This is a genomic window from Meiothermus sp. CFH 77666, from assembly GCF_017497985.1.
Classification (GTDB): domain Bacteria; phylum Deinococcota; class Deinococci; order Deinococcales; family Thermaceae; genus Meiothermus.
In genome coordinates this window covers 63,248-76,231 of sequence record NZ_JAGDFV010000008.1, presented here as the reverse complement: position 1 = coordinate 76,231, position 12,984 = coordinate 63,248, and the positions used below count along the sequence as shown (strand labels likewise).

Below are 12,984 nucleotides of genomic sequence, written 5' to 3'. Positions count from 1 at the left end.
GCCCATAGTCCATAGCGGATAGCCGAGAAAAAGCTATAAGCCATAAGCAACTAGCTATCAGCAGCGGAGCCTTATGCACGAAGAAGAAGCCTTTAAGAAGAGTTTTGACGCCAAACTGGCCCGGCGCATTTTGGTGTATGTGCGGCCCTACTGGAAACAAGTGGGGCTGGCCTTGCTGGCCCTGGTGGTGGGTACCCTCACGGCGGCCTCGACCCCGCTTTTCCTTAAGTACGCCATTGACCACGCTATCGTGCCGCGCGAGGTGCTACCCCTGGCCCAGCGCTACGAAACCTTGCTCCTCATCTGCTCGCTGTTTCTGGCGGTGCGGGTGGTGGACTTCATTGCCAACTACGCCCAGACCTACCTGATAAGCTGGGTGGGGCAGCACATCCTCTACGACCTGCGCTCGGAAATCTTCGCCAAGCTCCAGCGCCTGCACCTCGGCTACTACGACCGTAACCCGGTGGGCCGCCTGATGACCCGCATCACCTCCGATGTGGACGCCATCAACCAGTTCATCACCGGCGGGTTGGTGGGGCTTATTGCCGACTTCGCCCTGATTATGGGCCTGATGACCTTCATGCTGGTGCTGGACTGGCGGCTGGCGCTGGTGGCTTTTGCCATCATGCCCATATTCCTGGCTGTGACCACCTGGATTCGCAACGGCATGCGCGATGCATACCGAGCCATGCGGCTGCGGCTGGCCAGGGTCAATGCTTCGCTCCAGGAAAACCTGGCCGGGGTACAGACCACCCAGCTTTTTGTGCGGGAACCCCAAAACCAGGCCCAGTTTAACCTGCTCTCGAGCGACCTCCGCAGGGCCTGGGTGGATATCATCAAGTGGTTTGCCCTGTTTTTTCCGCTGGTGGGCTTTATGGGGGAAATCACCGTGGCCCTGGTGCTGTGGTACGGGGGCGGCCAGGTGGTGCAACAGGCCATTACCCTTGGCTTGTTGGTAGCATTTACCGATTACGTGCGCCAGCTCTTTCAGCCCCTGCAAGACCTCTCCGACAAGTTCAACATCTTCCAAGCAGCCATGGCCTCGGCAGAGCGTATTTTTGGACTCCTGGATACCGAGGAAGAAGTAGACGACAAGCCCGACGCTAGGCGAGTTGAACGTTTCCGGGGTCAGATTGAATTCGAGAACGTATGGTTTGCCTACGGCAAGCGCGGGGAGGCTAAACCCGATGGAGCCATGAGCAGCCCAATAAAAGCAGAGGGTGCAGGGGATAGCAGGCTGGGGCCCTCAGCCCTGAGCCCTGAGCCCAAAGACGACTGGGACTGGGTGCTGCGGGGGGTGAGCTTCCGGGTGCGGCCCGGCGAGAAGATTGCCCTGGTAGGCGCTACCGGCGCGGGCAAGACCAGCGTGATTAGCCTGATTGCCCGCTTCTACGACGTGCAGCAAGGGGCTGTTCGGATTGACGGGGTGGATGTGCGCGACTATGCCCAGCGCGACCTGCGCCGGGCCATCGGCATCGTGCTGCAAGACCCTTTCTTGTTTAGCGGCAGCATTGAGTCGAACCTGCGGCTAGGGGACGATGGCATCACCGCAGAGCGCATCCGCGAGGTCTGTGCTTTTGTGGGCGCCGATGAGTTCATCGAGCGACTGCCCCAGGGCTACCAGACCGTGCTGCATGAGCGGGGGGGCGGCCTTTCCACCGGACAAAAGCAACTGCTGGCGCTGGCTCGAGCCATCCTGCACAACCCCGACATCCTGCTGATTCTGGACGAGGCCACCGCCAACGTAGACTCCGAGACCGAACAAAAGATTCAGGCCGCGCTCTACCGGGTGATGGAGGGGCGCACCTCCATTGTGATTGCCCATCGCCTCTCGACCATCCGCCATGTAGACCGGATTCTGGTCTTCCGCAAGGGCAAGCTGCTCGAGGAGGGCAGCCACGACGAGCTTTTGCAAAAGGGCGGCTACTACGCCAAGCTGTACGAACTTCAGTACGTGCACGGAAGCGGCGACTGACGGTATTTCCCACTTCCGACCAATACGCACACCTCCTCATATCAAAGTATCAAATTTGTCGATGGCTAGAGCGCTCTTCACAAATCTCGAGCCAATCAGGACTCAGAATTCTACGTCCTGGACAGAACAGTGGCCGCCCATCCCAGCGGCCACGCCTGCGAAGAGCGCGGTAATAACGGCACTATTATCCTGAATTGCTGGTATTGCCACCTTCTCCCGCAAGGGGAGTAGGAAAAGGATTCAGGTAGATCTGGTATCAGAGTGCTTCCAGCGCCTCACGCTGACGCTCAATGAGGGCTAACAGGCGGGAGAGCAGGGCTTTTTCGGCCAGAATCACCAGCCCTTTTTGCCTCAGGGGTACCAGCACCAGTACCCACTGGGGCAGCGAAATAACCGAGAGCTGGGCCGACTGCCCGGTGAGTTCGTTGGCCAGATTCGAAAGATCGTCGAAGACCATCTGGGCACTGCCAGAGGCAAAAGGCAGGCTTCCGGCCACCACCTGGCCCGCCTCGATGAGGGCAACCGCCTCCACCCCACGTATCTGAAACTGGGCCAGCACTTCAGCCTGAACCGATGAGACAGGGGTCAAGGCCGGGGGCTGTGGCGCTGGGGTGGCTTCGGGAGCGGGTTTGGCGGGTTCGGGCCGGGAAGGGGTGCTGAGTTGGGTGGGGGACTCGAAGACATCCAGCAAGGACTCGAGGTCGGCCCCCTTGAGCTCTTGCAGCAGGCTCTGGGCTGCCGCATGTTCCTGGGCTAGCTGAGCTTCCAACCGTTCGGCCTCTTCCAGGGCCCGGCGCACCTCGAGCAGGCCGCTCACCCCCAGGCGGGGCAGCCGGTCAGAGGCCGAGAGCAGAAAATCGCAAAGGGGCTTCAGGCGCAGAACTGTTTCGCCGCCGACGCTTTTGTGGGTGTTGTAGGCCTCCAGGAGCGCACCGATGCGCCCACCCAGCTCGGCCCGCAGGGTTTCCTGGGCCCGGCGCAGGCGGCCCAGCAAAGTGTGAATTTCGGTCAGGTCGGGCAGCTCGCCAGTCTGGAGGTAGGCCCGGGCCTGGGCTACCTTGTCCTCGAGTTCTTCGCCCCCCAGGCCCTTCATGCTGCGGGCTGCCATCTCGTATCGCGAGAGCTCCTCGGCTATAGCGGCCCGGCGGGCGGCAATCAGCTCGCCCAGCGCCCGCTCCAGGGGGGTGGGGTCGGCGATGCGGCCCTGGGCCAGCGCTTCGCGGGTAGCCTGCAAGGGCTGCTTGAGTTCGATCAGGGACTCCTTGAGGGTCTGCTCGAGGGTGCGAATGCGCGCCTCGAGGGCATCCAGCTTGCTTGCTACCAGCCCCTTGGCCTTGTCCACCAACTGCCCCACGGCCCGCTCGAGTTCGGCCAGGCTACCCGTCCCCTGTTCAATCTGCTGAATGAGGTTCTTTTTGTCCAGATCAAGAACCTCGAGGGTGGGCAGGGCCTGCACCGTCGCTCGCAAACCCATCCGCTTGAGGCTTTCTTCTTCGCGCTCACGCGCCAGGTGGGACAGCAGCTCGGAGAGTTCCTGGCGCAGGGTCTGGAGTGCAGACTCGGAAATGTCCACGCCCGCCAGAGCCATCATGAAAGACTCCACCCGCGGGTGCCCCCGGAAGGGCGAGAGGGCATGTTCAGCTTCGGTGCGCAGGGTGGCCAGGGCGTGTTCAAGGCGGGCCTGGCGCTCGCGAATCTCACGGTTGGCTTTCGCTTCGGCCTCGAGGCTTTCCACCGCCCGCTCCAGCTCCGAGAGCTCCTGTGGCAGCCCCCCGGCATGCAACGTTTCCAGCACCACCGCCAGTCGGGCCTGAACCGGGGCGGCCTTATCAGGGGCCAGATCGAGGCGCCCCAGCCGGTCAGCCAGCCACTCGTAGCGTACCCGCGCTTCGGCCAGGGCTTCGGTATGGGTGGCCTTTAGTAATTCTTCAAAGGCTTTCAAGCGCTCACCCAGGGGGTTCCCGGCCCCCAGTTCAGCCTGCAGGGTAGCCAGTTCGCTGGCAATTTTTGGAAAGCCCAGTACCGCCGCATAGCGTTCTTTGAGGGCCTCGAGGTGCCGGGTATCCTCGGCCAGGTCAATCTCGCGGATGCGCGACTGCTGCTCGGCGGTCAGGGCGTCGAAGTCGAGCTCGAGCACCAGGGCTTCGTCATTGAAGTCGTCGGCTGCCTCTTTGGCCATTGGAGGCGCTTCGATGGTGGGGTCTTTGATCACCACCTGGGGCTCGGTGGGGCGATCCGCTGCCGGAAGGTCTTCAATGGTGTCCAGCGTGATGACCGCCTCGCTGGGCGGGTTTTGCACCACCGACGACTCGACCAGCTTGCGCATCTCGGCAGCCAGGGCCCGGGCCCTTTCCACTTCCGCCGAAGCCAGGGTTTCCTGGGCGTGCGCCTCCTGAATCTGGCGAATCAGACCTTCCAGACGCTTTACTTTGGGGCCGCCCACGCTCTGCACTCGTTGCAGGGAGACCTCGAGATCGGCAATGTCGCGGGTCTGGCGCAGCAGGGCCGACTGGAGCCTTTCCTCGAGCGCTGCCAGTACTTCCTGCCCTTCGCGCAGCAAAGCCCGCACCGCCGAGGCCTCGGGGTCTTTTTTGATCACATTGATCAGGCCACGCAAACGCCCTACCTCGGGCCAGTCCAGATACAGGCTAAAGCGCTTGAGGCCGGCCTCGAGGTCGGCCAGTACGCCTTTGGCATGGGCCGAAAGCTTGTCTGCACTGGCTTTAGTACCGTTCCCCCCGCCGATGCCCAGTTCCTTAAGCATCTCTTCAATGCGACTGCGGGCCGCATTGGGGCTCATTTTGGTCTGAAGCTCGCGGTAAACCAGGCGTTTGAGAATCACCTCGGCCTGGGATGCATCGAGCTTGTCCGGGCTGATGCCCAGCCGACGCACCCCTTCTTCCAGCACCATCCGGGTGCGCTCGCCCAGCATGGGCTCGAGGGATCTACTAAGAGTCTGATACAGCGACAAGCCCTGACCTCCAGATAAAACCATAGGATACCCGCACTAAACCCAGTGTATAGCGCACAAAAAAGTAGGGTGGTTCAAAACGACATTAAGAAACCCTCACAGCCGGGTTAAGGTTCCTTCAATTTTCATGGTTTACCTCATCCTGGACACAAGCAATCCTGAGGGTAGTTCTCATGGGGCAAAAACGCCAGGAATAACCCTGCGAAAACCAAGGTTGTATAGCGCCCTTCACAGATAGCGCGGCCACTGCTCTGTTCAGTCGAGCACCTAAAACACTCTGCATCCTGTAGGAGGTAGACGTCAGAAGCCCACCACCCACTTCCCACCCCCACCTTATGGGTTCGCTGAAAGTTGGTACGGGAGACCTCACCTGCATTCTTGTAGTGCCGTTTAGCCGACCGGTTGTTTGGCGGCAGCCTCCACCAGTGCGCGGAAAATTCCCCACTGCTCCGGCAGCAGCTCAGGGTGCCACTGTACCCCCAGGTAGAAGGGGTGGCCCTCCAGCACCACCGCCTCTACGATGCCGTCGGGCGCGGTGGCGACTGGGCAGAGCCCTGGAGCCAGGTCTTTGAGGGCCTGGTGGTGGTAGGAGTTCACCCGAAAACGAGGCGCAAAGAGCTTGTTCAGGGGGCTCTGGCCGGTCTGTTCGACGCTGTGGCCCAGCACCGGCGGCTCGGCTTTCTGGTAGTGCTGCACGGTACGGAAGCCCTGGGCGGGCAGATCCTGGTAGAGGCTACCCCCCAGGGCCACGTTCATCACCTGTACCCCCCGGCAAACCCCCAGGGTGGGGATGCCGTGCTGGGCGGTGTAGCGAGCCACAAACAGCTCTAGGGCATCGCGCTCTAAGCTCACCTCGCCCATCTCCGGAATGGGCTCCTCGCCAAAGTGAGCCGGGTCTACATCCACGCCCCCCGGCAGCAAGACCCCATCGAGTTTGTGCAGCAGGGCAGGCAGTCTATCGCTAGCCTGAGGGGGAAGGATTACAATGCTCGCACCCTGGCTTTCCAGCGCCCGTATGTAGGGCTCGAGCAAGCCCCAGATTTTGGTACGAAAAAGACCTTCTGTGCTGCGCGACTGAGGGGTCACACCGATGAGCATGTCCCAATCCTACACCGCCCTGCGACCTGAGTTTAGAGAAGCCCTCAAGGAAGCGGCCCGCCTCTTCCCCACCCCGTTTTATGCCTACGACCTGCAAGTCATTCTGGATCGGCTGGAGCGTCTGCAAAAAGCCTTTCCGGGCGCCGAAATTTTCTATGCCATGAAGGCCAACCCCCGCCTGGGCCTGCTGCGGCGGCTGCTCGAGCAGGGGGTTTTTGTGGAGGCCGTAAGCCTGGGCGAGGTCTACCGGGCCTACAAGGCTGGTTTCCAGCGCAACGAGGTGTTGCTGAATGGGCCCGTGAAGACCCCGGCCATGCTCCTGGAGCTCAACCGGATTGGCATCCCGATTCTGGGCCTCGACTCCCTGGCCGACCTGAGGCGGGCCATCAAGATGCTGCCCAAGGCCCGGGTTCTTTTAAGGGTCAACCCCGATCTGCCCATCGCCACCCACGACCATCTGGCCACTGGGCGCGGCGAGAGCAAGTTCGGCATTTTGCCCGAAGAGGTGGGGGCCGCCCTCGAGCTAGCCCGCCGCAGCCGCCTGGAAGTGCTGGGCCTGCACATTCACCTGGGGTCGGCCCTCGAGCACCCCGAGGACTACCGGGCGGGCTACGCGGTAATGGACGCGCTCTACCGCACCCACGGTCCCTTTCAGGTGATGAACCTGGGGGGTGGTTTTGGGCTGGGCCTCGACCTGGGGGCGTTAGGAGCACAGGCTGCCGCGCTGGCCCGCAAACATAGCGCCGAGCTATGGCTGGAGCCAGGCCGCTATCTGGTCTCGGAAGCCGGGGTGCTGCTCACGCGCTGCTGGGGTGTCAAGCGCACCCGGCGCAACTACCTGCTCATTGACGCGGGCATGAGCCAGCTGATCCGGCCCATGCTCTATGGCGCCATTCACCCCGTGGAGCCGCTCTACAAAAACCCCGTCAAAGCAACCTACGACCTGGCGGGCCCGGCCTGCGAGTCGGGGGATGTGCTGGCGCGGGATGTTACCCTGCCCGAGCCCAGGGAGGGCGATCTGCTGGCCATCCTGCTAGGCGGGGCCTACGCCAGCAGCATGAGCAGCAACTACCTCGACACCCCGCGCCCTGCCGAGTTGCTCTGGATCGGCCAAGGCTGGGAAGTGATCCGGCGGCAGCAGACCTGGGAGGCGCTGCTGGAAGATGAGCTGTAAGTCCTATACCAAACTTCACAGGAGTGACCGTCCACGAAAATGAAAATACGTCTAGACCCATACGCAGGTTGCGCACTCAGGCAGCCACTGTTCTCTCCTGGACACAGAATTCTGAGTCCTGGTTGGCTCGATTTTTGTGAAGAGCGCTCTAACTCTGTGCATTCGGTATGACCACCCAGAATCGCCATCAGCGTGCAGCTTCCGCCTTGCGCTGGGCTTCTTCCAGGGCCTGACGGGCGGGCACGTTGCCCTTGAGGGCTTTTTCTAGGGCTTCTTCCAGGAAGTTCCGCCAAACTGCAAACTGCGGCACCCGGGGGCGAGGCTGGGCCACCGCCACCTGCTCGAAGGCCACCTTGCGGTAGGGGTTCTCGCGGTAGAAGGCTTCCAGCAAGGGCGTCGCCGACTTGCGCAAGGGCACGTAGTAGCTGGCCTCCACCCAGGTCTTGATGTTCTGGGGTTCCATCAGGAATCGCCAGAACTCGAAGGCCCCGCGTTGCTGCTCCGGGCTGGCCCCACGCAGCACCACCAGTTGCGCCCCGCCCAGGGGCACCTTGCCGCCCGGTTCACGGGGGATGGGAGCCACACCCAGCTTGAAAACGAAGGAAGCATTTTCGGCAGCCGGCCAGTTGGCAATCGAGGCCATCACCATCATGCCCTTGGTGCGGATGAAATCGGTCTGGGCAAAGAAGCTCTCGGAGAGGTTGCGCACACTGGTACTGCCTTCGCGTCCCAGGCGCTGCAGGAACTCGAGGGCCTCCACCACTTCTTTGGAGGTAAAGTTGGGCCGTCCGTCCGCCGTAACCAGGTTGCCCCCCCGGCTGGTCACCTGGGCCTCAAACGTCCACGACTCCGACAGGGCAATAAAGCCCTTGGAAGTACGACTCGTGAGCCCCTTGGCCGCCTGCTCGAACTCCCGCCAGTTGCTGGGCACTTTGAGCCCCCTGGCCCGCAGTTGGTTCTCGTTGAAGAAGAGCACCGGGGTCGAGGTGTTGAAGGGCAGCCCATAGCGACGGCTATTAATCAGGCCATAATCCCAGGCAGCCTCGAACAAGTCGTCGGTGAAGGCTTTGGGCAGAGCATTCGCCAGTTCATCCAGCGGCAGCACCACCCCCTCGGCCACCAGGCGGGGGAACAGCAGAATCTCAGCCTGGAACATGACCGGGGCGCCACCGGCCCGCAGGGCCGCCAGGAGCCGGGTCTCGCCCTCGCGGTAGTCGCCGATCAGGCGCGGCGTCACCCGGTAGTTACGTTGCGAGGCATTAAAGGCGCTCGCAAACTGCGCGATCACTCGCTCGGCAGGCCCATCCATGCTATGCCAGAACGAAATTTCGGTCTGAGCCGAGGCCAATCCGGTTAGCAACACCAACGAAGCTAGCAGACGCTTCACACGTTCCTCCTGTGAGTAGCTCTATTCTACGCACAAATAGAAAACCATCCAGCCATCAGCAGGGGGTCAGGGGCAGACATGGGGACACCGGTGTTTCTCCACCTGGAAGCGAAAACCCCGGCTCTCACCGGGGTTGCTTGGCTAGCGCCGCTCCACGGCGTTGGCCCTTCGCTGGGCCTCTTCCAGCACCTGCCGGGGGTCGGCGTTGCCTTTGAGGGCCCGCTCGAGGGCATCCTCCAAAAAGCTGTACCAGACCGTAAACTCGGGGTCTTGCAGCCACACCTCCGCGTGTTCCACCTGGCTAAAGGCCACCCGGCGGCGGGGGTCTTCGCGGTAGAAGTCTTCCAGCAACGGCTGAGCGGCCCGGCGCATGGGCATGTAGTAGGTAGCCCGAACCCACCTGGCGATGTTGGCTGGCTCCATCAGGTAACGCCAGAACGCCACCGCACCCCGCGCCTGCTGCTCACTGGCCCCCCGCAGCACCACCAGCGTACCCCCAGCCAGCGGCACTTTGCCGCCTTCCGAGCGCGGCACGGCTGCCACGCCCAGCTTGAAGGGGATGGGCGCCCGGTTTTCAATAAGAGGCCACATGGTAATGGGCGCAATGCCCATGAAGGTTTTGGTACGCAAGAAGTCCGCTACCGAGAACTGCGCTTCGGCGATGTTGCGGCTCTGGGCGATGTTGCGCTTCACCAGGTCTTGCAGATACTGAAGGCTCTCCACCGCCTTGGCGTTGGTGAAGTCGGGGCGGCCCTGTCCGTTTACAATGGAACCCCCCCGGCTCATTACCAGCACGTTGAAACTGTAAATGTCACTCGAGACCGTGTACCCCTTGGCGGCACGGGTGGTGAGGCGCTGGGCTGCCGTGGCTACATCGTCCCAGGTGCGCGGGGCCCCCAGGCCACGGGCGGCAAACTGGTCGGCGTTATAGAAAAACACCGGGATGGACAGGCCGATCGGCAGGCCGTAGGTACGGCCTCGCAACCTGCCAGTCTCCAAAAAGCTCGGATAAAAATCGCCTGGCAGGTTGCCCAGATAATCGTCCAGGGGCAGGGCCACGTTATCCTGCACCATCCGGCCTAAAAAGGAGATTTCGGCATGGAACAGCGCCGGTGCACCGCCCGAACGTAGCGCCGCCAGCAACTTTAGGCCCCCCTCGCGGTAGTCACCCACAAAGCTCGGCACAATGCGGTACTCCCGCTGCGAGGCATTGAACTCACGGATCATGCCCTCCAGCACCTCCTGGCCGGGCGGCCCTGCGGTATGCCAGAAGGGAACCTCTACAGGGCGTTGGGCCCAGGCCAGCCCCAATCCCACCACAAGCAACATCAACTGACGCATGGACTTAATCATCCTCCACGGTTTGCCTTTGCAAACCCTCATCAGTTTGCCATACCGAGGATGAGAAAGGCGCTCAAGAGGCTAAAGCCGGGTATAGGGCCGAGGGATTGAGGGTCAGGAGAAGGCTATAGCTGGGTACTGCCACTACTTGTAGTGAGGAACGACAAGCCTCATCTCGGCTCTCAGGCTTTTGGAGCGCTCTTCACATACTCAGAACGGTGACGCGAACACAAAAACCCAGTCAAAAGTGTTATTTCGAGCGCAGTGAGGAATCCGATGCGCTACCATCCCCAACATTCCCAGCCTTGCGCCGTGCCAGATTTCTCGTCGGCTAACGCCTCCTCGGAATGACGGGTGTATTGGTTGTTGGATTCGATGATCCTTGTGCTATAGACGCAGCCGTTCTCTGTAAGAGCCTGCTCAACCCTTGAGCCCTTCCTCGAAGGTCTCCACAATCCGCCGCTCGTAGAGCAGGTAGATGATGATCAAAGGCAAAGTGGCAGCCAGGGCAGCTGCCGAGAGCGGCCCCCAGTCGGCAGGGTTCTGGCGCTGCAAATCGGTAATCCAGGTCTGCACGGTTTTGAGTTCCTTGCTACCGGCCACAATGCGCGGATAGAGCACCAAATTCCAGTGGGCGGCAAAGGCCAGCACCCCTGCTGCAATCAGTTGAGGGCGCAACAGCGGCAACAGAATGCGCGTGAGCAACACTCGGTGACCTGCCCCGTCCAGCCGGGCGGCTTCCAGCAGCTCTTCCGGCACAGTGCGCATCCCCTGGAAGAGCAGGTACACAATAAAAGGACTCGCCGCAAAGGGGAGCACCAGGGCCCAGAGCGTGTCCAGCAGCTTCAGGCTCACCAGCAGGCCGTACAGGGGCACCAGCAGGAGTTCTACCGGAATGGCCAGCAATACCAGGAAGAAGGGCAGAATTTTGAAACCTTCCTTGATGGCGTAGGCAGCCAGAAAGCCGGTGGTGAGCTGGAGCAGGGTCACACCGCCGGTCAGGAGCACCGAAAACAACAAGCGCCCCCAGAAGCCCTCCCAGAAACCGCCCCGGCCCAGCACCTCGAAGTTGGCCAGGCTTAAGCCCAACTGCCCGAAAATATCGCCGCTGAACACCGCTTCGGGTGGGATAAAGGCCGCATAAGCCATCCAGATGAAGGGCAGGGCCACCAGCAGGGCCACCGAAAATACCAGCAGATGCCCTAACCAGCGCATGAGCGAACCTCCAGATGGGTACGGCAGCCCAGGAAAGTGCTTGGGAAGGAAAATTTGCCCCTTAGATGGCTCATTTCTCCTCCCGCAAGAGCCGGGCCTGCGCCAGAGCAAAGGCCAGCGTGAGCAGCAAGATAATGACCGTGAGGGCGGCAGCGTAGCCCAGGCGGCCCACCTCGAAGCCGGTTTTGTAGAGGTAGTACCCCAGTACCTCGGTGCCGCCAAAAGGGCCTCCACGGGTCAGCAGGAAAACCGCCGTATAGCCCTGCAAGGTGAGTACCGTGCCGATCACCACCAGAAACGTGATGGCCGGGCGCAGGAGGGGCAGGGTGATGTAGCGGAAGGCCTGAGCAGCAGTAGCCCCGTCCACGGCGGCGGCCTCGAGCAGCGTTTTGGGAATGGCCTTGAGGCGGGCCGAAACCACCAGCACCCCATAGCCGATGTGCCGCCAGATGGTGAAGAGCATAATCAACACCAGCGCCCAAAAGGGACTCTGATCCCAGCGCGGCACCGGCAGTACCGAGGCCAGTGCGCCGTACTCGGGGGAAAACAAGGTATACCAGGCCACAGCAGCCCCGCCCAGGGTGACCAGTCCCGGCAAAAAGAGCAGGGCCTTGATGGGGCGTTCGTAGGGCTGGCCGTCCAGGGCCAGGGCCAGCAGTATCGAGAGAATCACGAAAGGAACCAGGGTCATGGCTCCAAAAACCAGGGTGATACGCAGGCTACTGTAAAAATCGGGGTCGCGCAGAATGTTGCGGTAGTTCTCGAGGCCAATCACCCTGGGCTCCGACAAACCCGACCAGTCCCAGGTCGAGAAGCGCAGCACGTCTAAAAAGGGATAGAGCAAAAACAGCCCCAGCAGCGCCACTGCTGGAAGTGCAAACCAGTGAGCGTTATTGCGGCCCATGCACCACCCACGCTGGCCCTCGAGGGCCAAACAGCATCAGGGTACTATACCAAAGCCTCAGGGTTTGTTTGCGGCATGGTTTTTCAGAGTGGTGGGGTAAACCGCCCATCAATAGCCGTCCAACCGCCATCCACAAACAAAATGGTGCCGGTGATGTAAGAGGCTGCCGGCGAGGCCAGGAACGCCACCGCTGCGGCCACTTCCTCGGGACGGCCCCAGCGCCGCAAAATGTTTCGCTCGGAATAGGCGTTGTACCAGTCGGGCTTGCTCTTGATGGGCGCGGTGAGGGGGGTGTCAATCACGCCAGGCCCAATGGCATTGGCCCGCACCCCTCTAGGCCCCAATTCCACCGCCAGCCCGCGTATGAGCTGCACGGTTCCGGCCTTGGTCATGGCATAGACCGACTGTCCCGGCTCCACCACCAGCGAACGGATAGAAGAAAAAGCAATCAGCGAGCCCGAGCCCCTTTCCGCCATCACCCGACCCGCCTCGGTGAGCACGTTAAAGGTGCCCTTGAGGTTGACGTTCACCACCCGGTCGAACTCCTCGCCGGTGTAGTTAAGAATGGGCTTTCGGACATTGATGCTGGGGGTGGTGACTGCCACATCCAGCCGCCCATGGCGCTCCAGAATGCCCTTGATAAGCCCCTTGACCCCCTCGAGGTCAGTGATGTTGACCTCATGGGCCTCGGCTTGTCCGCCGTTGGCTTCAATTTTTCCTGCTGTCTCAGCGGCAAGTTCGGCTTTCATGTCGGCTACTGCCACGGTAGCCCCCTGGGCCGCCAGGGCTTCGCAGGAGGCCTGTCCAATCCCCGAACCCCCACCCACCACCAGCGCCACTTTGCCGTCCAGTCGAAACATATCTGCGTAGTTCATGGATACCTCGCTCATAGCCTATAGCGGATAGCCCATAGCCAACA

General features: G+C 61.6%; 9 protein-coding genes. 2 read left to right on the top strand and 7 right to left on the bottom strand.

Features of this window, described 5'->3' with window-relative positions; all coding sequences use genetic code 11:
* Positions 1-73: 73 nt before the first annotated feature.
* Positions 74-1,975: an ABC transporter ATP-binding protein gene (locus tag J3L12_RS06170; protein ID WP_208014171.1), complete on the top strand. Its 1,902-nt coding sequence runs from the start codon at positions 74-76 to the stop codon at positions 1,973-1,975.
* 256 nt (positions 1,976-2,231) lie between these two features.
* Here the strand turns inward: J3L12_RS06170 and J3L12_RS06165 are convergent, their stop codons facing one another.
* Both J3L12_RS06165 and J3L12_RS06160 read right to left on the bottom strand, forming a co-directional pair.
* The gene (locus J3L12_RS06165; protein WP_208014170.1) at positions 2,232-4,970 is read right to left on the bottom strand and encodes a hypothetical protein; all 2,739 of its coding nucleotides are present in this window, start codon (positions 4,968-4,970) and stop codon (positions 2,232-2,234) included.
* 366 nt (positions 4,971-5,336) lie between these two features.
* The gene (locus J3L12_RS06160; RefSeq protein WP_208014169.1) at positions 5,337-6,044 is read right to left on the bottom strand and encodes a gamma-glutamyl-gamma-aminobutyrate hydrolase family protein; all 708 of its coding nucleotides are present in this window, start codon (positions 6,042-6,044) and stop codon (positions 5,337-5,339) included.
* On the opposite strand from J3L12_RS06160, the gene lysA reads away from it, so the two are divergent.
* Positions 6,037-7,218 (top strand): diaminopimelate decarboxylase, encoded by a 1,182-nt coding sequence (lysA, locus tag J3L12_RS06155; protein WP_208014168.1) that lies wholly within the window; start codon positions 6,037-6,039, stop codon positions 7,216-7,218. The genes J3L12_RS06160 and lysA overlap by 8 nt on opposite strands.
* Positions 7,219-7,405: 187 nt before the next feature.
* On the opposite strand, the gene J3L12_RS06150 is transcribed toward lysA, so the two are convergent.
* From J3L12_RS06150 to J3L12_RS06130, 5 genes are all read right to left on the bottom strand, one after another.
* Positions 7,406-8,605 carry an ABC transporter substrate-binding protein gene (locus tag J3L12_RS06150; RefSeq protein WP_208014167.1) on the bottom strand — a complete coding sequence of 400 codons (1,200 nt, stop codon included), beginning with the start codon at positions 8,603-8,605 and terminating at the stop codon, positions 7,406-7,408.
* A gap of 141 nt (positions 8,606-8,746) precedes the next feature.
* A complete protein-coding gene (locus J3L12_RS06145) occupies positions 8,747-9,946 on the bottom strand; it encodes an ABC transporter substrate-binding protein (protein ID WP_208014166.1) in 1,200 nt (399 codons plus the stop codon).
* Between the two features lie 420 nt (positions 9,947-10,366).
* The gene (locus tag J3L12_RS06140) at positions 10,367-11,161 is read right to left on the bottom strand and encodes a carbohydrate ABC transporter permease (RefSeq protein ID WP_208014165.1); all 795 of its coding nucleotides are present in this window, start codon (positions 11,159-11,161) and stop codon (positions 10,367-10,369) included.
* 70 nt (positions 11,162-11,231) lie between these two features.
* Complete coding sequence (locus tag J3L12_RS06135; protein WP_208014164.1) at positions 11,232-12,065, bottom strand: sugar ABC transporter permease; 834 nt, start codon at positions 12,063-12,065, stop codon at positions 11,232-11,234.
* Positions 12,066-12,148: 83 nt separating this feature from the next.
* The gene (locus J3L12_RS06130; RefSeq protein WP_208014163.1) at positions 12,149-12,940 is read right to left on the bottom strand and encodes an SDR family NAD(P)-dependent oxidoreductase; all 792 of its coding nucleotides are present in this window, start codon (positions 12,938-12,940) and stop codon (positions 12,149-12,151) included.
* Between the last annotated feature and the right edge of the window lie 44 nt (positions 12,941-12,984).

Excerpts from the sequence above, each read along its gene's own strand:
- J3L12_RS06165 (WP_208014170.1), bottom strand. The coding sequence starts at position 4,970 with ATGGTTTTATCTGGAGGTCAGGGCTTGTCGCTGTATCAGACTCTTAGT.
- lysA (WP_208014168.1), top strand. The coding sequence starts at position 6,037 with ATGAGCATGTCCCAATCCTACACCGCCCTGCGACCTGAGTTTAGAGAA.
- J3L12_RS06135 (WP_208014164.1), bottom strand. The coding sequence starts at position 12,065 with ATGGGCCGCAATAACGCTCACTGGTTTGCACTTCCAGCAGTGGCGCTG.
- J3L12_RS06140 (WP_208014165.1), bottom strand. The coding sequence starts at position 11,161 with ATGCGCTGGTTAGGGCATCTGCTGGTATTTTCGGTGGCCCTGCTGGTG.
- J3L12_RS06130 (WP_208014163.1), bottom strand. The coding sequence starts at position 12,940 with ATGAACTACGCAGATATGTTTCGACTGGACGGCAAAGTGGCGCTGGTG.
- J3L12_RS06170 (WP_208014171.1), top strand. The coding sequence starts at position 74 with ATGCACGAAGAAGAAGCCTTTAAGAAGAGTTTTGACGCCAAACTGGCC.
- J3L12_RS06160 (WP_208014169.1), bottom strand. The coding sequence starts at position 6,044 with ATGCTCATCGGTGTGACCCCTCAGTCGCGCAGCACAGAAGGTCTTTTT.
- J3L12_RS06145 (WP_208014166.1), bottom strand. The coding sequence starts at position 9,946 with ATGCGTCAGTTGATGTTGCTTGTGGTGGGATTGGGGCTGGCCTGGGCC.